This is a genomic window from Actinomadura xylanilytica (genome assembly GCF_030283145.1).
GTDB lineage: Bacteria > Actinomycetota > Actinomycetes > Streptosporangiales > Streptosporangiaceae > Spirillospora > Spirillospora xylanilytica.
This window is the reverse complement of record NZ_JASNWE010000002.1, coordinates 363366-382497: the sequence shown is the minus strand read 5'-3', so window position 1 is coordinate 382497 and position 19132 is coordinate 363366. Positions and strand designations below refer to the sequence as shown.

Here is a 19132-nt window from a genome sequence, read left to right as displayed (position 1 = left end):
CCAGAAAGGAACCGAGGTGGCGACCACGCCCCTGCGGCCCGCCGCCCTGGATCTCACCGAGATCCGGGACGGGGTGGACGCGGTCCTGTACGGCTTCCTCGACGACCTGTGCCCCGCCGGGGACGACGGGCCGCTGCCGGTGCTGGCCGGTACCGTGCGCACCTTCCTGGGCGCCGGCGGCAAGCGGATCCGCCCGCTGCTGTGCATGATCGGCTGGCACGCCGGCGGCGGCGCGGGCGAGCCCGCCGCGGCGCTGCGCCTGGCCGCCGCGCTGGAGCTGTTCCACGCCGCCGTCCTCATGCACGACGATGTCATCGACGAGTCGCCGACGCGCCGCGGCCGTCCCACCGTCCACCACGTGCTGGCGGAGCACCGGCGGGCCGGTCCGGACCTGCGGTTCGGGACGAGCGCGGCCATCATCCTCGGCGACCTCACCCTGGCCTGGTCCGACCAGCTCGTCCGGTCCGCGGGCATGCCGGCGGACCGGCTCCAGGACGTGCTGCCGGTGCTGGAGGCCATGCGCACGGAGGTCAACCTCGGCCAGTTCCTCGACCTGGTCGCGACCGGGCGGCCCACCGCCGACCTTGAGGCGGCGCTGACCATCGCCCGCTACAAGACCGCCCACTACACGGTGCAGCGCCCGCTCCAGGCGGGCGCCGCCCTCGCCGGCGCGTCCCCGGACGTCCTGGCCGCGTGCTCGGCCTTCGGGATCCCGCTGGGCGAGGCGTTCCAGCTCCGCGACGACCTCCTCGGCGTCTTCGGGGATCCGTCGCGCACCGGCAAGCCGGTCGTGAGCGATCTGCGGGAGGGCAAGCACACGCCGCTCATCGCCCTGGCCCTGAGGCGCGCCGGATCGGCGCAGAGCGCCACCCTGCACGCCCGGCTCGGGAATCCGCGGCTGGACGAGGCGGGCGCCGCCGAGGTGCGCCGCGTCCTCAGCGCGACCGGAGCGCCCGGCCTGGTGGAGCAGATGATCGCCGAGCGCCACGCCCAGGCGCTCGACGTCCTGGCCGCCGCCCCCTTCCGCCCGGCCGCGGCCGACGCCCTGCGCGCCATGGCCGACATCGTGGTGCGCAGGACCGGGTGATCCGTTCCGACCGTTCCGCGATCAGCGGGCGGAGGGCGGCGGGCCGGGCAGGACGGCGTGCAGCGCGGCGCGCAGCTCGGCGGCGGGCGCGGAGGCCGGTCCGGGGTGGCGCCACGCGACGAAGCCGTCCGGGCGGACCAGGAGCGCGCCGTCCGGGCCGATCCCATGCCGGACGGCCGCGTCGGCCGGGGCGGGGCCGGTTCCGAACCGCTTCACGGTGACCGGTACCGGCAGGTCGCGGGCCGCCGCCGTCCACCCCCGGCCGGACGGGCCGGTCAGCAGGACGAACCGCGAACCGTACAGGTCGATCGTGGACGATCCGGGGCCCTCGCCCAACGACAGGTGCGGGGCGCGGGTGCCGGGCTCTCCGCACAGGTCGCCGGGCTGCACCGGACCGGCGGGGGAGCGGCCGCCGCCGGTCACCGCCGCGGAGCGGTAGCGGTAGCCCATCATCACCGTGACCCGGTCCACGATCGCGTCGCCGCCCCCCTCGGAGCCGGGGCCGGAGCCGGAGCCGGGGCCGAAACGGAACTGGGAGCGCGCGACCGCCTGCCGCATCGTGAACTCGCCGACCGGACGCCGTTCGTCCTGGTAGGTGTCGAGGAGCAGGTCACCGGCGTGGCCGCGGAGGACGGCGGCGAGCTTCCAGGCCAGGTTGCGCGCGTCTTCCACCCCGGTGGCGCCGCCGAACCCGCCGGTGGGGGGCATCAGGTGCGCGGCGTCCCCGATCAGGAACACCCGTCCGGCCCGGTAGGAGGCCGCCACGGCGGCGGCGACGCGGAACCGCAGGGCGGTCTGCTCCGTTCCGGCTATCTGCGGACGGAGCCGCACCGGCACCGCGGGCAGCCCGGCCGCCGCGCGCACCAGCTCGACGCAGCGGCCCGGCCCCGGCATGCCGGAACGCGGGTCGTCGGAGGTCCCGAACACCCAGCGGAGACCGGCCCGGTCCAGTGCCATCAGGAAGGTCTTCGGCCGGGGACGCTCCAGGAAGGCCATGTGCACGGTGCGGCCCGCCAGCGCCGGCCGCAGATCCGCGTCGACCATCAGCGTGAGCAGGTGGTAGAAGTCGCCGGGCCCCTCCATCGGCACGCCCAGCCGGTGCCGGACCGGGCTGTCCGCGCCGTCCGCCGCGACGACGTACCGGGCCCGCAGCCGGTGCTCGGCGCCGTCGAGGCCGCGCAGCCGCGCGTGCACCGCGCCGTCGCGTTCGGCCAGGTCGCGCAGCTCCATGCCGAACCTGATCCGGGCGCCCAGCTCGCCCGCCCGGGTCCGCAGCAGCGCCTCCACGCTGTCCTGGTCGATCGCCGTGCCCGTGCAGGGGCTGGCCTCCGCGGCCCGCTCGCCGTCGCCCTGCGCGTCCACCGGCAGGTGCCCGCCGGCCAGCGTCTCCGCCCGGACGGCCACGTATTCGTCCGGCGCGGCGAAGTCGACGCGGGCCGCCTGGATCCGCGGCTCCAGCCCGACCTGCCGGTAGAGCTCCAGGGTGCGCGGCCCCAGGCTGCGCTGCCGCGGATGGCTCAGCAGGTCCGGGTGGCGCTCCACGAGCGTGCAGCGCACCCCGTGCCAGGCGAGGAACACCGCGCAGGACAGCCCGGTCAGGCCGCCTCCGACGACGAGCACCTCGCAGTCCTCGGCCCGTCCCATCCGGCCCCCTCCTCCCACGGTCGACGCCCCGAGCCGTGGCCCGGCCACGCGGGCCGGGCCACGACCGATCGGGTTCCGCATCTCCTAGTACCAGTAACGCATCGCGCACCTCCTCTCGCGCCGGGCATCCTCGGGCCGCCCGCACCGCGCGGCCCCGGCTCTGGCCGATCAGCCCCGCCGGGCGATCAGCGTCCCCTTGTCGCCGAGAGGTCCCGCCTCGGCCCCGCTCGTCCCGGTGAGGCCCACCGCGCGCAGGTCGGCGAGCACGTCGGGCGGACGGTGGAAGTGGTGCTCGCCCTCCACGGTCTCGGTCAGCGCGAGCATGCCGCCGATGTAGGTGCGGTAGACGTGCCGGATCCCGGCCAGGTCGGGGCCCTGGGGCCACACCGCCGTCGACCGCGTGTAGCGGCACTCCCCCTGCCGCGCGGCCCGCACCTCGCGTTCGGGCTGGTCCGGGACGGGCTCGTCGTCCACCATGTCCATGGCCAGCAGCCCGTCCGGCGCGAGATGCTCCGCCAGGCGGGCGAAGAACGCCCGGCGGGACGGCGGCGGGATGTGTTCCAGCACCGCGGACAGGTAGACGTAGTCGAAGCGGCGGCCGAACCGGAAGTCCGGCGCGGTGGCGCCGAGCACGGTCACCCGGTCCCGGAACTCCGGCCGTCCGGCCAGCTTGGCCAGCAGGAGCGCGCGCATCGCGGGCGAGCTCTCCAGGCAGTGCACGGTGGCGGCGCGGCGCGCCACCGCCAGGGTCATCCGCCCGGTGCCGGGACCGATCTCCAGCGCGTGCCCGCCCTCCGGGACGAGCCCGGCGAAGAACGCGATCAGGGCGGGAGAGCCCGTACCGGTGTGGAGCAGGTCGTAGTACCCGGCCATCGTCCCGTACGGGTCGGTGCCGCCCGTCATCGCAGGGTGACGTCGAAGCGGTCGAGGCTCCGCAACGTCAGGTTCGGGTGGTACACCGGCGCGGCCACGGCGTGGACGGACGGGTGGCGGTCGGCGAGCACGCCGAGCGCCGTCCGGGTGAAGACGGTGGTGGACGGGGAGCCGAGGCATGATTTGGGGCCCCGGCCGAAGCCGAGGTGCGGATTGGGATGGCGGTCCAGCCGTATCGCGTCCGGGTCGGGGAACCGGTCCGGATCGCGGTTCGCCGCGCCCAGCAGCAGGGTCACCCCTTCCCCGGCCCGCACGGTCACGCCGCCCACCTCGGTGTCGGTCACGCACGCCCGCGCCACCGCCTGGATCGGCGAGGTGTAGCGGATCAGCTCCTCCACCGCCCGTCCCGGATCGGGGGCGTCGCGGACGTCCTCCAGCCTGACGGCCCGCTCGTGCAGGGCCGCCGCTGCGGCCAGGGCCAGCAGCTTGCTGCGCGAGCTGTACCCGCTGAACAGCAGCCCCCGGACCGTGTTGGACAGGACCGACGGGTCCACGCCGCTGCCGGCCGCCCGGGCCGCGACCGCGCCGACGATGCCGCCGGTCGGCGGGTCGGCGAGCCACCCGTCGATGAGCCCGGCGGACTGCTCCTGGGCGACCTGGACGGGCGCCGCGCGCTCGGGCCAGAGCCCGGCGTCCATGCCGGCCGCCGCCGCCCGCCCGATGCCGCTGATCCAGTCCCCGTCCGGCACCGGCACGCCCAGGTAGTCGGCGGTGACCGACAGCGCCAGCGGCTCGGCGAACTCGGTGAGGAGGTCGAAGGAGGGACGGTCCTCCAGCGCGGCCAGCAGCTCGGCCGCACGCGCCGCGATCAGCCGCTCGATGTCCGGGCCGTCCTGCTCCCGCAGCAGGTCCATGAAGAACCGCCGGACGACGGTGTGCTCGGGCGGGTCCAGCGTCATCATGTTGACCGTCCGCGGCGGCAGGGTCTCGCCCACGCGCCGCCAGTCGGCGGCGAAGCGCGAGCTGTCCCGCAGCACGGTCACGCAGTCGGCGTGCCGGGTGAACATCCACGACCCGAGGCGTTCGTAGAAGAACGCGGGCCGTTCGGCGCGCAGAACGGCGAGGGCGGGATAGGGGTCGGCGATCACTTCGGGGCGGGCGAGGGACATGATCGGGTCGCTGGAGAGCGCTTCGGGCACGGTGGGTCCCCTTCATCCTCCGCCGGGGCCACCCGGCCCGAGCGGTGTCCGACCGGCGGTCCTTCACGCCGTGGCCGCCCCGCCACGGTTGCCGGTCAGTCTCGATATCGGTGAACGGAATCCCGGCCGGTCGCCCCTCGCGGGACGGCTGATACGGTCGGGGAACGCGGCCGACCTCCTTTCGGAGCGGGCCGCTGAACCCCTTAACGTTCAGCCCCGGGGCCGACTTCTGCACAGAGCGGGATCACCCGATGATCTCCACGCTCCATTGGCGATTTATGATCTTGACAATGGCGGCCCGGGGCGTCCGCCACCCTTCCCGTGTTCCTCGTGCGAACGGCCCGTTTCAGGTGCCGCTCTCGGCCCCGTGGCGGCCGGAGGCCGAGAACCGCGACATCGGCAGGAGCGCGACGGCCACCGTCACGTGAATGACCACGAGCATCACGCGGGTGCCGGTCGTGGCCTGCACGAGCCAGATCGGCACCAGCGACAGGGCCAGCACCACGGCGGCCATCGTGTTCCAGATCGCCCGGGCCCGCCGGGTGAAGCGCTCCAGCACGGCCAGCGCGCCCCAGCCGAGCAGCCCGCACTGCAAGGTGAACCCGCTGATCTGCGCCAGGGTGAAGGGGTCGGACTCGCCGGAACCGGAGCCGGAGACCGTGAAGTCGGTCCCCGCCGCGCGGCCGGCCAGGAACAGTGCGCTGGCGGCCACCACCGCGCCGCCGATGGCGGCGGCCCGGGTGCCCCTGCGCCGGGACGCGGTGGAGGTGGGCTGGGCGGTGCGCGTCGTGGTCCGCATCGTGATCGTCATGGGGGACATCTCCTTCGACGGGGGCGGGTCCCGGAGGCTCCGGGGCCGCTGACCTGGTGTCTTGCTCGATGTCCCCACCATGGCCGACCCCCCTTACGGCTTCTTTCCGATGCCCTTACCGCTCCCTGTCGACGTACCGGAAGTGACGTGGCTGGTAAGCCGTCATTTGAGTCTGGTGCACAGGGTGACGCTGTTGCCGTAGGTGGCTTTGTAGACCTTGACCTCGTTGGACTTCAGCATGCACGGGGAGGAGCTGGTCGACGTCCTCAAGAACAGGCCCGGGTTGCGTGAGGTCACGATCCGTTCGGCGGCGGCGGACCAGCAGGGGACCTTGACCCACATGGACCGCTTCGTGTCGTGATGCAGGCAGCTCCCGGACTTCGCCGACGATGCGTCGCCCGCCAGCTTGAGGCCCTCGGTGGCGGAGACGGCGAACGAGGTGTTGTCGTGGTACAGGAGCCCGCAGACGATGGCGGCGCCGGCCAGCAGGGTGGCCCAGGTCTCCCAGTCCGAGCTCTCGTCCTTCTTCGCCGGCGTCTCGGTCTTGGGCGTCGGCGGCCGGGTCTCCTTCGCCGGAGCCCGCCCGACGGTCTCCGGCGGCTTCTTCGGCCGCTCCACCGGCTTCTTCTGCACCGGTTTCTTCTGTACTGGTTTCTTCTCCGGCGGCTTCTTCTCCGGGAGCTTCTTGGTCGGCGGCAGTCCGGCGCCCCCGGACCCGGTGACCTTGGCCGGCGGCTCGTCGAGCAGGGCCAGCGCCTGGTGGACGGTCGGGCGCTTGAGGGGGTCCTTCTTCATCAGCCGCTTGATGAGCGGCGCGAGCCGCCCCGCGTGCTCGGGACGGGGCGCCTTCTCGTCCGACAGGATCGCGTTGTTGATCTCGGTCAGGCTGGCCCCGCCGAACGGCGGGACGCCCTCGACCGCGTAGTACAGGGTCGCCCCGAGCGAGAACAGGTCACTCGCCCCCTGGTCCGGCTTGCCGAGGATGCGCTCCGGCGCGGTGTAGCCGGGCGTGCCGAGGAACATCCCGGGCCCGGTGAGTCGAAGGTCGTCCTGCTGGACCGCGATCCCGAAATCGGTGAGCATGACCTCGCCGTCGGAGGTCAGCATGACGTTGGCCGGCTTCACGTCGCGGTGCACGATCCCCGCGCCGTGCGCCGCCTTCAGCGCCTTCAGCATCGCCCTGGCCACCGCCACCGCGGCCTTCTCGTCCAGCCGGCCGTGCGCGGCGACCTCGTCGTACAGCGACCGCCCGGAGACCAGCTGCATGATCATCCAGGGCACGCCGTCCTCGACGGCCACGTCGTGGACCGCGACGATGTTGGGATGGTCGCGCACCTTCGCCGCGTTGCCGGCCTCGCGTCCGGCCCGCTGGATCATCTCGGTCCGCGCGGCGGCCGAGATCCCCGGATGCAGCCACACCTCCTTGACCGCGACCTCCACCTGGAGGGTCAGATCCCAGCCGCGCCAGACCCGCCCGAACCCCCCCGACGCCAGTTCCCCGTCCAGCCGGTAGCGGCCACCGATCACCTGGCCCGGTCTCGTCTCCCTCACCCTCACCACCTCGTTAGGATCATAAGGACAAAGGTGTTCCTTCAACAGTGAAAACGTGGCAGAGCGTGCCCGGACGGCCGCTCACCCCGGCGGGACGGTCCAGCCGGTGCTGGTGGCCCACCGTTCGGCGGCACCTATCAGGACGTCGGTGGCCGGGGCCTTGATCTGCCCGTAGTCCATGAAGTCCGGCACGCTCACCGCCAGCCGTCGCTTGAACGCCCCCCCCATGACCGGCGGGCCCGCTCGTCGGCGCGCAGGTAGTCGCGGAACAGCAGCGCGAATCGGGCGTTGGCCCCGGTGTCCTCCCGGAGGTGGACGTTGCAGGTGCGGGCGGGGACGGTGTTCGTCGGGAAACGGCATAGCGCCGCACGCTACCGTCGGCCGCTCGCCGTGTCCCGGGGCCGCGGGTCCGGGGGAGCGGGTCAGGGAGCGTAGCCGGTACGTGCCCGCTGCCCACCCTCGTGCGGGGCGTCCCGGCTGCTGAAGTCTTGACTGGTTCCAGAAAGTGGGCGAGCCTGTGGGACGTGTCGACGACGTCGGACTTGCGGCAGTTGCTGCGCGGGGCCGCCTTGCGCGTGACCCGTCCTCGGATGGCGGTGCTGGGCGCGGTGTACGCGCATCCGCACGCCGACACGGACTCGATCATCCGTGCCGTGCGCCGGGACCTCCCCGAGGTGTCCCACCAGGCCGTGTACGACTCGCTGCACACGCTGACGGCCGCGGGCCTGGTGCGGCGCCTCCAGCCGTCGGGCTCGGTGGCCCGCTACGAGTCGCGGGTCAGGGACAACCACCATCACGTGGTGTGCCGGGCGTGCGGTGTCGTCGCCGACGTCGACTGCGCGGTCGGCGAGGCCCCTTGCCTGACCGCGTCCGACGACCGCGGCTTCTCGATCGACGAGGCCGAGGTCATCTACTGGGGCCTGTGCCCCGACTGTTCCACCGCCCGCAGTTCCTGAGCACGGTCCCCCTGGTCCGGAAGGATGCCCATGTCTGAGAACAACGACGCGATCGTCACAGACGCGAAGACGGAGAGCGGAGACGGCTGCCCGGTCGCGCACGGGCGCACTCCGCACCCCACCCAGGGCGACGGGAACCGCCAGTGGTGGCCGGAACGGCTCAACCTGAAGATCCTCGCCAAGAACCCCGCCGTGGCGAACCCCCTCGGCGAGGAGTTCGACTATGCCGAGGCGTTCGGGAGCCTCGACCTCCCGGCCGTGAAGCGGGACATCGCGCAGGTGCTGACGACCTCGCAGGACTGGTGGCCGGCCGACTTCGGGAACTACGGCCCGTTCATGATCCGGATGGCCTGGCACAGCGCCGGCACCTACCGGATCAGCGACGGCCGCGGCGGCGCCGGGGCCGGCCAGCAGCGCTTCGCCCCCCTCAACAGCTGGCCCGACAACGGGAACCTCGACAAGGCCCGGCGGCTGCTGTGGCCGGTCAAGAAGAAGTACGGCCAGAAGCTCTCGTGGGCCGACCTGCTGATCCTCACCGGCAACGTCGCCCTGGAGTCGATGGGCTTGGAGACCTTCGGGTTCGCCGGCGGCCGGGAGGACGTCTGGGAGCCCGACGGCGACGTCTACTGGGGCCCAGAGTCCACCTGGCTGGACGACGAGCGCTACACCGGCGACCGGGAGCTGGAGAACCCCCTGGCCGCCGTCCAGATGGGTCTCATCTACGTCAACCCCGAGGGACCGAACGGCACCCCGGACCCGGTCGCCGCGGCCCGCGACATCCGGGAGACGTTCCGCCGGATGGCGATGAACGACGAGGAGACGGTCGCCCTGATCGCGGGCGGCCACACCTTCGGCAAGACGCACGGCGCGGGCCCGGCCGACCACGTCGGCCCCGACCCCGAGGGCGCCTCGATCGAGGACCAGGGCCTCGGCTGGAAGAACACCTTCGGCACCGGCAAGGGCGGCGACGCCATCACCAGCGGCCTTGAGGGCATCTGGACGAACACCCCGGTGACGTGGGACAACAGCTTCTTCGAGATCCTGTTCGGCTACGAGTGGGAGCGGACCAAGAGCCCCGCCGGCGCGTGGCAGTGGCAGCCGAAGGACGGCGCCGGGGCGGGCACCGTCCCCGACGCCCACGACGCGTCGAAGAGCCACGCTCCGACGATGCTGACGACCGACCTCTCGCTCCGGTTCGACCCGGTCTACGAGCAGATCTCGCGGCGCTTCCACCAGAACCCCGACGAGTTCGCCGACGCCTTCGCCCGCGCGTGGTTCAAGCTGACCCACCGCGACATGGGCCCGGTGGTGCGCTACCTCGGCCCCGAGGTCCCGGCCGAGACGCTGCTGTGGCAGGACCCCCTGCCCGCGGTGACGCACGCGCTCGTCGGGGCCGCGGAGATCGCCTCCCTCAAGGAGCAGATCCTCGCCTCCGGCCTGTCGGTGTCCCAGCTCGTGTCCACCGCCTGGGCGTCGGCCTCGACGTTCCGCGGCGGCGACAAGCGCGGCGGCGCCAACGGCGCGCGCGTCCGCCTCGAACCGCAGAACGGCTGGGAGGTCAACGACCCCGACGAGCTGGCGGCGGTGCTGCGCGTCCTGGAGGGGATCCAGGAGACCTTCAACGCCGCCCGGACCGGCGGCGCGCAGGTCTCGCTCGCCGACCTGATCGTGCTCGCCGGCGGTGCGGCCGTCGAGCGGGCCGCCAAGGACGCCGGTGTCGACGTCGAGGTCCCCTTCACTCCGGGCCGCGCGGACGCGTCGCTGGAGCACACCGAGGTGGAGTCGTTCGCCGCGCTCGAACCGTCCGCCGACGGGTTCCGCAACTACCTCGGGAAGGGCGACCGGCTGCCCGCCGAGTACCTGCTGATCGACCGGGCGAACCTGCTGACCCTGAGCGCCCCCGAGACGACCGTCCTGGTCGGCGGCCTCCGCGTGCTGGGCGCCAACCACCAGGGGTCGCCGCTGGGCGTCCTCACCGCGACCCCCGGGGCCCTGACCAACGACTTCTTCGTCAACCTGCTCGACCAGGGCACGACGTGGAAGGCGACGGCTGGGGACGCCAACACCTTCGAGGGGCGCGACGCCGCCACCGGCGAGGTCAGGTGGACCGGCAGCCGGGTCGACCTCGTCTTCGGGTCGAACTCCGAGCTGCGCGCGCTCGCGGAGGTCTACGCGAGCGATGACGCGAAGGAGAAGTTCGTGCGCGACTTCGTCGCGGCGTGGGCCAAGGTGATGGACCTCGACCGGTTCGACCTCGTCTGATCACGACGTCCGGGCCGGCCGGCGCGCGCCGGCCGGCCCGGACGCTCTCAGCGCGGACGGCACCGCGGGCACAGTCCCCAGAACGTGATGTCGGCCTCGTCGACCAGGTAGCCGGCGTCGTCCGCCGGATCCAGGCAGGGCGGATGCCCCACGGCGCAGTCGACGTCCTTGGCCGCTCCGCAGTTCCGGCACACCAGGTGGTGGTGGTTGTCGCCGACGCGTCCCTCGAACCGGGCCGGGCTGCCGGCCGGCTCGATGCGGCGCACGAGTCCCGCCGCGGTGAGCGCGTGGAGGGCCTCGTACACGGCCTGGAGCGAGATGTGGCCCACGCGGTCGCGCACCCCGGTGGCGATCGCCTCGACGCCGAGGTGGTCACCGTCCCGGACGGTCTCGAGCAGCGCGACGCGGGCCGCCGTCACCCGCAGGCCGGCACCGCGCAGTTCCTCGGCGGTGGTCGGAGCCAGGGGTGCGGTCATAGCACCAAATCTACCTTCATGGACGCAGAAGAGTCGGCGACCCGCACCATGCGGCACCACCCCGGCGATGGCACCGCGCTTTTGTCATGACGAGGTCATGGCGGAGGCGGGCCTCGGCCAAGTCCTTGTTCGGCGCGAGGCGCCGTGCCTAGGGTGTCGGCGGTGAAGTGGTCTGACCGAGGGGGCAAGGATGGGTAAGCACGGGAAGCCGGTGCCCTGTTCAGGCTGCGGCGGCAATGGGAAGACCGAGACCTGGCAGGACGGGAAGAAGTCGTCCATCACGTGCCCGATGTGCAACGGGACCGGCCAAGCGTGACCCCGGCCAGCCGGCGCGACTTCATCCCGGATCGGATCTGGCACGCCGAGCCCGGCGAGCCGCTCACGCCCCTCGACCGGGCCGACCGGCCGGGCCTGTGGGAACGGGTGGCCGCCTCGGACGAGGCGGTGGTGACCCAGGTCTCCGTCGATCCGCACGGGATGGTGTGGCCCACCTCGTCCTCGTCGGCCCCCTACCTCATGCGCGAGATGCTCGACGCGCTCGGGCCGGTGGCGGGCCGGAGCGTCCTGGAGATCGGCACCGGCACCGGCTACAACGCCGCGCTCATGGCCGAGGCCGGAGCCGACGTTACCACCGTGGAGATCGACCCGGACCTGGCGTCCGCCGCGTCCGCCGCGCTGGAACGCGCGGGGTTCGCCGACCGGGTCAGGGTGCTCGTCGCGGACGGCGAGGCCGGCGCGCCCGACCACGCGCCCTTCGACCGGGTCATCGCGACGGCGGCGGCCCACACCGTCCCCTACGCGTGGGTCGCCCAGACCCGCGAGGGCGGCCGGATCGTCGTGCCGTTCACCGGAGCCGAGTGCCCGGGGGCCCTGCTCGTCCTGGACGTGGCCGATGGCATCGCGGCCGGCGGGGCCGTGGGCGATGCGTTCTTCATGCCGCTGCGGGCCCAGAAGCAGCCGCAGGCCGTGTTGCAGGCCGAGCGGGCGCCCGGCGCCCTGGAGAGCCTCCGAGTAACGGTCGACCCGTCCGGCCAGACCGTCCATATCCAGCCTTGCGGATAGGGGCGCGACCGGACGGTGTTTATCCAGCCGATAGGGGCTTCTGGGACAATCGCGACGTGACTCTGTCAGAGACCGATCCCGCACAGAACTCGATGCTCCGCAGTGTCGACCTTGACGCGCTCAACAGCGCCACCAAGTATCCGAGCATCCCGACCTTCCACCCCCTCGACTCCTCGAACGGCAGCCTGCTGGACGAGCCGACCGCGTTCGCCGACGAGGACGCCCAGGTGGTCCTGACCGAGAAGGTCGACGGAACCAACTCCAGGATCATCACCTTCCCCAGCGGCGAGTACGTCATCGGCAGCCGCGAGGAACTCCTGTACGCCAAGGGTGACCTGCTCGGCAACCCGGCTCTGGGAATCGCCGCCGCCCTGCGTCCCTTGGCCGACCGCCTCACGCCACCGGCCGGCGGTGTCCGCGTCCTGTTCCTGGAGGTCTACGGAGGCAAGGTCGGTGGCGCCGCCCGCCAGTACAGCGGCCACCGCACAGTCGGGCACAGGCTCTTCGACGCCGCGGACATCCCCGCGGAGACGCTCACGTGGCCGCGCCCGCGCATCTCGGCGTGGCGTGAGGAGGGCGGCCAAGCCTTCCTGGGAGAGGCCGAGCTCGCCGCGCTGGCGGACACCGAAACGGTGCCCCTGGTGCCAAGGATCGGCGCCCTCGAATCAGCGGACCTTCCCACGCGCCTGGACGAAACCCGCGAGTTCCTCACGCGGCATCTTCCGACCACACGTGTGGCGCTGGATGACGAGGCGGGTGGACGACCGGAGGGCATCGTGGTGCGGACCACCACCCGGTCAGTGATCGCGAAAGCTCGCTTCCAAGACTATGAGCGCACTCTGAAGCGCCGTGCCTCCAAGGAGAAGCGGGGCTGAGGGCTGCCCCGTAACGGTCGGCCGGTCCGGACGTCCAGGGCGAGGAAGATCGCGGACGCCGGGCCCGACTTGTTCTACGTGGCCGCCGGGGTTCACCAGGGCCGGGTGATCCTCGCCGGCGGCAGCGAACACCATGGCCTGGCGGCCTGGGATCTCGACAACGGCGCCGTGCTGCTGACGTCCTCCCTTGAGGAGGACGATCGTCCGCTGTGGTCGGTGACCTCCTTCGAAGTGGACGGGCAACTCTGGTTCGCCTACGGCGGCGACTACAACTGGCAGGTCAGCCTGTGGGGGCCTTCCGGCGGTGAGCTGGTGGAGTTGGACAGCTCCGACCGGGGCGCCGTCCTCTCCCTGGTCGGCGGACGACTGGGGCATCGCACGGTACTGGCGGCGGGTGGCTTCGATGCCCAGGTCGCCCTGTGGGACCTGCGTTCGCGCGAGCGGCTCGCCACCTTCTCCCACCTGGAAGGCGTAGGGGTGCGCGGCCTGGCCCTGACCTCCCTCGGCCGCCGTCCAGTGGTGGTCGGCGGCGACGAGAGCGGCGACCTGTACGTGTGGGACGCCGACGGTTCGCTCGTGACGATCCTGAACTGCCATGACGTGGGCATCTGGACCCTGGACGCCGCTGTGGTCGATGGCCGTACCATCGCGGTCACCGCCGGCGAGGACGGAACCGTGCGCACCTGGGATCTGGCCGAGGGCCGCCAATCCGGCGAGGTCCTCGTCAGCGGCAAGGCAAAGGTCCTGATCACCCGATTCGGTGGCCGCCAGGTCGCCCTGGCCGGTGACAGGAGGGAGGGGATCATCCGGGGCTGGTACCTGTCGTGAGTCATGACGGGACGGCCTTGAGGGCCTGAAATCTTCTCGCCCCTGCCCGCCTCGCCCGGTACGGTCGCGAGAGTTGTTCTCACTGCGGGGACCCGCGCGGCCACCCCGGCAGTTCCCACGCTGAGAGTTGGTTTCGTCGATGGCATGCCGTATCAGTGAGCTCGTGCTCAACTGCCGCGACCCCGAGGTGCTGGCGCGGTTCTGGTGCGAGGTCCTGGACTTCGTGGTGCTCGACCGCGAGGAGGACTGCATCGAGATCGGGTCGCGCGAAGGGTTCGGCGGCCCGCAACCGACGATCATCCTCAGCCGCACCGACGAGCCGAAGAACGGGAATCTCCCGCTGCACATCGACGTCAACGCCACCGACCGGGATCAGGACGCCGAGCTCGAACGCCTCCTGACGATCGGGGCGCGCCCGGCCGACGTCGGCCAGACCGGCGAGGAGCCCTGGCACGTCCTCGCCGATCCCGAAGGCAACGAGTTCTGCCTGCTCAAGCCCCGCATCGCCGCACTCTGACGGCCTTCGCCCGCTCGGGGCCGATCCAGGTGCCCCGTTCGATGCCGTGCGCCTTCGCGAGCCGCCCCGGCACGGGTCGGGCCGTCATGGGGTCGTCCCCACCGTCCGGAGTGCGCTCTTCACCTGAAGCACGGCCTCGGTCGGGTTGTCGGCCTCGCACAACCAGACGGTGCTGTCGCCCCAGGTGAACCACCAGCGGTCGCCGTCGCTCGCGCGGCGGCGGCACCCGACCTCCACCCCGCGAGAGCCCGCCCCCGCCGTCACACGCACGAGCCGCTCACCGACCCTCTCGGATGTGAGCTTCCGGCCTCGCAGCATGACCGCCAGCGTGATCACGAACGCCGCCCCTTCTGAGGTGCCGGGCTCGGGGCCGTCGTTCTGCTGGGCATCGCCCGTCGTTTCCCTCGTCATCTCGCGCTGACTCCCGCTTCCTTGCGCTTCTTCACGTAGCGGCGCACGGCGGGCAGGTTCGGTGGCCCGGCCGTCCCCAGTTCGGCGAGCGCCTCCATCTCCGGCCTGAGGTACAGCCGCGGAGCGTTCTCGACGTTCTGGAGAGCCGAGATCACGCCCGCCTCTTCCCACCGCGCCAGCACCTTGGTCGGGATGCCGGTGATACCGGACGCCTCGCGCCCGGCGATCCATGGGCCGTCAGCGGAGGTCATGCCGTTGGCCGCCGCGATGTGGCCGAGTGTTCTGCGGGGATATTCCGAAATGATCAGGCTCATCGCGTTGCCGCCTCTCCCATTGGGTCTTGATCTGATGCGCTGCGATGCTCGGGTGACTTGTCGACCCGATGGTCCTGCCGTTGTGCAGGTAGACGAACCACCACGTGCCTTTGAAATAGATGATCCCGATGGTTACGGCCCATTCCGGTGCTTTTGTCGGGATCACGTCCAGCGCCACGTAGTTGTTGATCACGGTGAACGTGGTGAGGATTCCGGGCGTCCGGTCGAACTCCTGGGCGAGACCAGTAAGGGACGCGATCCGCTCGCTCTGCGGGATGGCCGTCTCAGGTGCGCGCTTGCGGGTCGTTGCTGGTGATGCCTGTGCGGTGCGATGCTCCGCCTGGCCACGCGGGCGTATTCCCATGGCTCACAACCCGACGGTTCGGCTGTTGCTGGTGGGGTGTTCCTCGAGCCTCATGACGACCTCTGCCTTCTCTGCGGGGACGGACTCGCCCGGGTGAGATGGATGCTATGGGCGTGGTTCTGCCGACCTGTCCAGTGCTTGCGGAAAGCTTCGATTCGCTTCCGTGATGCATCTGAGTAGAGCACCATGATTACTCGACCTGCAAGGCGTTGGAATGATTTCCGGCCGCCAATATGCGCAGGTCGGGAACCCATTGCGAATCGTGTGGATGGGTGCTTTCATTCCGGGTGAAAGACCGCCCCGAAGTAAAGTGAGGTGATGCGGATGCCAGAAGCCGCGACGGGCTCGACCGTCCCCCGAAGACAACTCGGTCGGTACCTCCGTCAGCTTCGCAACGATGCGCGCATGACGATCAACGTCGCCGCCAAGGCGTTGGAGTGGTCAGAAGCGAAGATGTGGAGGATCGAGACGGGCCAGACGTCGCTGCGGTCGCTCGACGTAGAGGCCATGTGCCGGACGTACGGTGCACCCGACGAGCTGAGAGAGGCCCTGATGGGTCTCGCGAAGGAGACCAAGGGGAAGGGCTGGTGGCACGCCTACGGCAACGTCATCCCAGACGGCTTCGATCTCTACATCGGACTGGAGGAGGCTGCCGAGAGTCTGGAGGAGTACTCGCCCGAGCTGATCCCCGGTCTGCTCCAGACGCCGGACTACCACCGTGCGCTGCTCGATAAGAGCAGGCCCGATCTACAGCCCGATGAAGTAGACCGCCGCGTGCAGTTGCGGGCACAGCGTCAGTCCTTGGTCACCCGAGTGACCTCGCCGCCGACGCTGGGTGTGGTCCTGAACGAGGCCGTAGTGCGCCGCCTGGTGGGTGGCCCGGAGGTGATGGCGGTTCAGCTTGATCGGCTGGCTGGGATGAACGAGCGACACAATGTGTCCGTCCGCGTCGCACCGTTCTCGGCAGGTGCGCATCGTGGGTTCGAGACTGGGCCGTTCATCCTCATGCGGTTCTCCACGAGTGGAGATGGACGGGATCACGAGCCGCCCACGGTGTATGTGCAAGGCTTCACAGGGGCCCTCTATCTAGACAAACCCCACGAGATTCACCGCTACGCCGAGGCATTCACGGAGAGCTGGGACGACGCACTGTCGAAGGATGACAGCACGGCGCTGTTCCGGCGGACGGCAAGGAAGATGGAGGAACGATGAGTGCTGAGTTCGCTGCTGGGATCTGGCGTAAGAGCAGCCGCAGCAATGCTGAGCAGGCATGCGTGGAGGTCGCGCGGGTGCCGCACGTCGTCGGGATTCGGGACAGCAAGAACCCTGAGGGCGGTCACCTCGCGTTCGGTCGTGCCGCGTTCGGTGGGCTGCTCGCCCGGGTGAAGGCGGGGGACCTGGACCTCTGACCGGTTCGTGTCGGCTCCGGCAGGTGTTCCTGCCGGGGCCGTCGCGCGTCACCCGATCTGTTCGGCCAGGGCGACGATGATGCCCGCGGGGCCGCGGAGATAGCAGAGCCGGAAGATGTTCTCGTACTGCGCCACCTCGCCGAGGAGTTCGGCGCCGTGGGCGCGCAGGCGGGCAATGGTGCCGTCGATGTCGTCGACGGCGAACATGACGCGATGCAGGCCCAGCGTGTTGGGCGGCGGGTTCTCCGGCTCGGCCGCGGACGCCGCGGGGGCCTGGTACTTGGTCAGCTCCAGCTTGCTGTGGCCGTCCGGGGTCCGCATCATCGCGATGTCGCTCCGGACGCCGTCGAGTCCGACGGTGCGGTCCGCGTAAGGGCCCTCGATCTCCGCCTTGCCCTCCAGCTCCATGCCGAGCGCGATGAAGAACGCGACGGCCGCGCCCAGGTCGTCGACGACGATGGCGACGTTGTCCATCCGCTGAATGGTCATGCTTTTGAGTATAGGAACGCGGTGGCCGGACGAGGCTCGCGCGCCTTAGTCCGGACGGGCGCCGGCGATGATGCTCCGGGCGTTCTTGCGGATGAGGTCGGCGGCGACGTGGGCGCCCAGCTCGTACGCGCGGGTGGGGGCGTCCCACTCGTGCGCGTGGGCGAACGTGGCCCCGTCCTGGCTGAACACCATGCCCGACAGGCTGAGCCGCCCGTCCTCGGTGGTGTGGCAGTGCCCGGCCATGGGGCTGTTGCAGTGGCCCTGGAGCGCGTGGAGCATGGTCCGCTCGGCCAGGATGTGAGTACGGGTCTCGGCGTGGTCGATCGTCTGAAGGAGCTCGACGGTCCCCTCGTCGGCCTCGCGGCACTGGACGCCGACGACACCGGCCCCGATCGCCGGGCACATCCCGTCCATGCCGAGAAGCTGGGAGACGCGGTGCTCCATGCCGACCGCGACCAGACCGCCGCGCGCCAGCACCAAGGCGTCCATCTCGCGTTCCTCGTCGAGGCGGGTCAAGCGCGGGACGACGTTCCCCCGGAAGCGCCGCACGTCCAGGTCGGGCCGCTGCCGCAGGAGCTGGGCCTTGCGCCGGACGGCGGACGTGCCGATCCGCGATCCGGGCGGCAACTCGCTGATGGCGCTGTACTCGGAGCCCGTGGGGAACACGACGGCGTCGCGGACGTCATCCCGCTCCAGGTAGGCGGCGAACACCAGTCCCTCGGGCAGCGGGACGTCGCCGGGGACGTCCTTCATGCAGTGGAACGCCGCGTCGATCCGGCCGGCCGTGAGGGCCGTGTCGATCTCCTTCATGAACAGGCCCTTGCCGCCCAGCTCGGACAGGTCGCCCTGGTGCCGGTCCGCGGTCGTCACGATCCCGACGTATTCGATCTCCAGGCCGGGCACGACCGCCTGGAGTCCGCCGATGACCTGACGGGCGTAGGCGCGTGCGAGGTGGGACGTGCGCCCGCCCAGCCGCAGCGGGCGGCGGGGCCGCGTGTGCTCGAAGCGCGCGGTGGCGGGAGACGTGGTGGTCATGGCCGGGCTTCCGGGATGTCGGGGCGGTGGACGTGTGCATCACCGAGAGTAGTCGCCGTCTATGGCGTCGTGGGGAGCGGCGATGATGGTGCCATGGGACTGTCGACGGCCTTTACGGAAATGTTCGGTGTGGAGCACCCGATCGCGCTGGCGCCGATGGGCGGTTCGGCCGGTGGGGCGCTGGCGGCGGCGGTCTCCGCCGGCGGCGGGCTCGGGATGCTGGGCGCCGGCGGCGGGGACCCGGACTGGCTGGCCCGCGAGCTGCCGATGGTCGCGGACGGAACCGGGAGACCGTGGGGTGTCGGGTTCCTGACCTGGGCGGTCGACGCCGGCGCGATCGAACGGGTGCTGGCGCACGGCCCCAGCGCGGTGATGCTGTCCTTCGGTGATCCGCGCCCGTTCGCCGGGCTCGTCCGCGCGGCGGGCACGGCGCTGATCGTCCAGGTCACCGACCTCGAAGAGGCACGGCAGGCGCTGGACGCGGGCAGGACACCGAGCGCAGCAGCGTCCTCGACATCGCCCGTGGCTCCCGGTGGCCCTCGAAATACGTCGCCCGCACCCTCGGCCACCCCTACCTCGACCGCTGGCGGGGCCGGGAGGCGGAACTCGCCGCGGACCCCCGCGCCCGGCAGGCGTACCAGGACGAGGTCGCACGGGGCGATCTGCCCGCGCTGCCGGTGTGGGCCGGCGAGGCCGTCGATCTCATCGACGACCTGCCGCCCGCCACCGGACTCGTCGGCACCCTGGCCGCTCAGGCCGAGGACGCGTTGGCCCGAGCGGGCAGGCGCTGATGTGCGCGAGCAGCTCCCGGCGGGTGTCCTCGCGGACGGGCCGCAGCGCCTCCTCGTCGGTGAGCGGGACGGCGCGGCGGACCTGGGTGGCGAGCGCCCTGTAGAACGACGGGACGCCCGGATTCCGGTCTTCGCGCAGGCGCGCACGACATGACGGCGGGCTCCGACCGGTTCGATC

General features: G+C 71.6%; 21 protein-coding genes and 1 pseudogene. 10 read left to right on the top strand and 12 right to left on the bottom strand.

The features are described from left to right. Positions 1 to 16 precede the first annotated feature (16 nt). Positions 17 to 1087: a polyprenyl synthetase family protein gene (locus QP090_RS12865; RefSeq protein ID WP_285938993.1), complete on the top strand. Its 1071-nt coding sequence runs from the start codon at positions 17 to 19 to the stop codon at positions 1085 to 1087. 21 nt (positions 1088 to 1108) lie between these two features. Here the strand turns inward: QP090_RS12865 and QP090_RS12860 are convergent, their stop codons facing one another. The 7 genes and pseudogenes from QP090_RS12860 to QP090_RS37645 all read right to left on the bottom strand — a co-directional run. Continuing rightward, positions 1109 to 2731 (bottom strand): FAD-dependent oxidoreductase, encoded by a 1623-nt coding sequence (locus QP090_RS12860; protein ID WP_285938992.1) that lies wholly within the window; start codon positions 2729 to 2731, stop codon positions 1109 to 1111. Between the two features lie 168 nt (positions 2732 to 2899). Further along, entirely contained in the window at positions 2900 to 3634 is a 735-nt protein-coding gene (locus QP090_RS12855; protein WP_285938991.1) for a class I SAM-dependent methyltransferase, read from the bottom strand. Next, entirely contained in the window at positions 3631 to 4803 is a 1173-nt protein-coding gene (locus tag QP090_RS12850; RefSeq protein WP_285938990.1) for a cytochrome P450, read from the bottom strand. The genes QP090_RS12855 and QP090_RS12850 overlap by 4 nt, the downstream gene beginning before the upstream one ends. Before the next feature lie 346 nt (positions 4804 to 5149). Next, on the bottom strand, positions 5150 to 5614 hold the full coding sequence (locus QP090_RS12845; protein WP_285938989.1) for a DUF6069 family protein: 465 nt from the start codon (positions 5612 to 5614) through the stop codon (positions 5150 to 5152). 162 nt (positions 5615 to 5776) lie between these two features. Then, complete coding sequence (locus tag QP090_RS12840; protein WP_285938988.1) at positions 5777 to 7165, bottom strand: serine/threonine-protein kinase; 1389 nt, start codon at positions 7163 to 7165, stop codon at positions 5777 to 5779. 81 nt (positions 7166 to 7246) lie between these two features. Beyond that, positions 7247 to 7393 carry a hypothetical protein gene (locus tag QP090_RS12835; protein ID WP_285938987.1) on the bottom strand — a complete coding sequence of 49 codons (147 nt, stop codon included), beginning with the start codon at positions 7391 to 7393 and terminating at the stop codon, positions 7247 to 7249. Beyond that, positions 7360 to 7455: pseudogene (locus QP090_RS37645) on the bottom strand (hypothetical protein); the annotation flags it as partial. The gene QP090_RS12835 and the pseudogene QP090_RS37645, both read right to left, overlap by 34 nt. A 234-nt stretch (positions 7456 to 7689) precedes the next feature. Here QP090_RS37645 and QP090_RS12830 point away from each other — a divergent pair. Both QP090_RS12830 and katG read left to right on the top strand, forming a co-directional pair. Then, positions 7690 to 8121, top strand: a complete 432-nt coding sequence (locus QP090_RS12830; protein WP_285938986.1) for a Fur family transcriptional regulator — start codon at positions 7690 to 7692, stop codon at positions 8119 to 8121. Positions 8122 to 8151: 30 nt separating this feature from the next. Continuing rightward, entirely contained in the window at positions 8152 to 10383 is a 2232-nt protein-coding gene (gene katG / locus QP090_RS12825) for a catalase/peroxidase HPI (protein WP_285938985.1), read from the top strand. 47 nt (positions 10384 to 10430) lie between these two features. Here katG and QP090_RS12820 read toward each other — a convergent pair whose 3' ends face one another. Beyond that, complete coding sequence (locus QP090_RS12820) at positions 10431 to 10859, bottom strand: Fur family transcriptional regulator (RefSeq protein WP_285938984.1); 429 nt, start codon at positions 10857 to 10859, stop codon at positions 10431 to 10433. A gap of 312 nt (positions 10860 to 11171) precedes the next feature. Here QP090_RS12820 and QP090_RS12815 point away from each other — a divergent pair, with 312 nt between their 5' ends. From QP090_RS12815 to QP090_RS12800, 4 genes are all read left to right on the top strand, one after another. Beyond that, positions 11172 to 11921 carry a protein-L-isoaspartate O-methyltransferase family protein gene (locus tag QP090_RS12815; protein ID WP_285938983.1) on the top strand — a complete coding sequence of 250 codons (750 nt, stop codon included), beginning with the start codon at positions 11172 to 11174 and terminating at the stop codon, positions 11919 to 11921. 92 nt (positions 11922 to 12013) lie between these two features. Beyond that, entirely contained in the window at positions 12014 to 12796 is a 783-nt protein-coding gene (locus tag QP090_RS12810) for an RNA ligase family protein (RefSeq protein WP_285938982.1), read from the top strand. 78 nt (positions 12797 to 12874) lie between these two features. After that, positions 12875 to 13624, top strand: a complete 750-nt coding sequence (locus QP090_RS12805) for a WD40 repeat domain-containing protein (RefSeq protein WP_349666495.1) — start codon at positions 12875 to 12877, stop codon at positions 13622 to 13624. 139 nt (positions 13625 to 13763) lie between these two features. Then, the gene (locus QP090_RS12800; protein ID WP_285938980.1) at positions 13764 to 14141 is read left to right on the top strand and encodes a VOC family protein; all 378 of its coding nucleotides are present in this window, start codon (positions 13764 to 13766) and stop codon (positions 14139 to 14141) included. 84 nt (positions 14142 to 14225) lie between these two features. Here the strand turns inward: QP090_RS12800 and QP090_RS12795 are convergent, their stop codons facing one another. After that, entirely contained in the window at positions 14226 to 14552 is a 327-nt protein-coding gene (locus tag QP090_RS12795) for a hypothetical protein (RefSeq protein WP_285938979.1), read from the bottom strand. Next, complete coding sequence (locus QP090_RS12790) at positions 14549 to 14866, bottom strand: hypothetical protein (protein ID WP_285938978.1); 318 nt, start codon at positions 14864 to 14866, stop codon at positions 14549 to 14551. The genes QP090_RS12795 and QP090_RS12790 overlap by 4 nt, the downstream gene beginning before the upstream one ends. Positions 14867 to 15548: 682 nt before the next feature. On the opposite strand from QP090_RS12790, the gene QP090_RS12785 reads away from it, so the two are divergent. Then, positions 15549 to 16442: a helix-turn-helix domain-containing protein gene (locus tag QP090_RS12785; protein WP_349666487.1), complete on the top strand. Its 894-nt coding sequence runs from the start codon at positions 15549 to 15551 to the stop codon at positions 16440 to 16442. Then, a complete protein-coding gene (locus QP090_RS12780; RefSeq protein ID WP_285938977.1) occupies positions 16439 to 16639 on the top strand; it encodes a DUF397 domain-containing protein in 201 nt (66 codons plus the stop codon). The genes QP090_RS12785 and QP090_RS12780 overlap by 4 nt, the downstream gene beginning before the upstream one ends. A 48-nt stretch (positions 16640 to 16687) precedes the next feature. Here QP090_RS12780 and QP090_RS12775 read toward each other — a convergent pair whose 3' ends face one another. Both QP090_RS12775 and hemC read right to left on the bottom strand, forming a co-directional pair. Then, positions 16688 to 17113 (bottom strand): VOC family protein, encoded by a 426-nt coding sequence (locus QP090_RS12775; protein WP_285940070.1) that lies wholly within the window; start codon positions 17111 to 17113, stop codon positions 16688 to 16690. A gap of 60 nt (positions 17114 to 17173) precedes the next feature. Continuing rightward, positions 17174 to 18163, bottom strand: coding sequence for a hydroxymethylbilane synthase (gene hemC / locus QP090_RS12770; RefSeq protein ID WP_285938976.1), 990 nt, complete (start codon positions 18161 to 18163; stop codon positions 17174 to 17176). A 93-nt stretch (positions 18164 to 18256) separates the two neighbouring features. Between hemC and QP090_RS12765 the strand changes: the two genes are divergently transcribed. Further along, positions 18257 to 19108: a nitronate monooxygenase gene (locus QP090_RS12765; protein WP_285938975.1), complete on the top strand. Its 852-nt coding sequence runs from the start codon at positions 18257 to 18259 to the stop codon at positions 19106 to 19108. Positions 19109 to 19132: the final 24 nt, after the last annotated feature.

What these genes read in the sequence shown, in the direction of transcription:
- QP090_RS12860 (WP_285938992.1), bottom strand. Translation starts at nt 2,731, where the DNA reads ATGGGACGGGCCGAGGACTGCGAGGTGCTCGTCGTCGGAGGCGGCCTG.
- QP090_RS12855 (WP_285938991.1), bottom strand. Translation starts at nt 3,634, where the DNA reads ATGACGGGCGGCACCGACCCGTACGGGACGATGGCCGGGTACTACGAC.
- QP090_RS12845 (WP_285938989.1), bottom strand. Translation starts at nt 5,614, where the DNA reads ATGACGATCACGATGCGGACCACGACGCGCACCGCCCAGCCCACCTCC.
- QP090_RS12835 (WP_285938987.1), bottom strand. Translation starts at nt 7,393, where the DNA reads ATGGGGGGGGCGTTCAAGCGACGGCTGGCGGTGAGCGTGCCGGACTTC.
- katG (WP_285938985.1), top strand. Translation starts at nt 8,152, where the DNA reads ATGTCTGAGAACAACGACGCGATCGTCACAGACGCGAAGACGGAGAGC.
- QP090_RS12820 (WP_285938984.1), bottom strand. Translation starts at nt 10,859, where the DNA reads ATGACCGCACCCCTGGCTCCGACCACCGCCGAGGAACTGCGCGGTGCC.
- QP090_RS12810 (WP_285938982.1), top strand. Translation starts at nt 12,014, where the DNA reads ATGCTCCGCAGTGTCGACCTTGACGCGCTCAACAGCGCCACCAAGTAT.
- QP090_RS12800 (WP_285938980.1), top strand. Translation starts at nt 13,764, where the DNA reads ATGGCATGCCGTATCAGTGAGCTCGTGCTCAACTGCCGCGACCCCGAG.
- QP090_RS12795 (WP_285938979.1), bottom strand. Translation starts at nt 14,552, where the DNA reads ATGACGAGGGAAACGACGGGCGATGCCCAGCAGAACGACGGCCCCGAG.
- QP090_RS12790 (WP_285938978.1), bottom strand. Translation starts at nt 14,866, where the DNA reads ATGAGCCTGATCATTTCGGAATATCCCCGCAGAACACTCGGCCACATC.
- QP090_RS12785 (WP_349666487.1), top strand. Translation starts at nt 15,549, where the DNA reads ATGCGGATGCCAGAAGCCGCGACGGGCTCGACCGTCCCCCGAAGACAA.
- QP090_RS12780 (WP_285938977.1), top strand. Translation starts at nt 16,439, where the DNA reads ATGAGTGCTGAGTTCGCTGCTGGGATCTGGCGTAAGAGCAGCCGCAGC.
- QP090_RS12775 (WP_285940070.1), bottom strand. Translation starts at nt 17,113, where the DNA reads ATGGACAACGTCGCCATCGTCGTCGACGACCTGGGCGCGGCCGTCGCG.
- hemC (WP_285938976.1), bottom strand. Translation starts at nt 18,163, where the DNA reads ATGACCACCACGTCTCCCGCCACCGCGCGCTTCGAGCACACGCGGCCC.
- QP090_RS12765 (WP_285938975.1), top strand. Translation starts at nt 18,257, where the DNA reads ATGGGACTGTCGACGGCCTTTACGGAAATGTTCGGTGTGGAGCACCCG.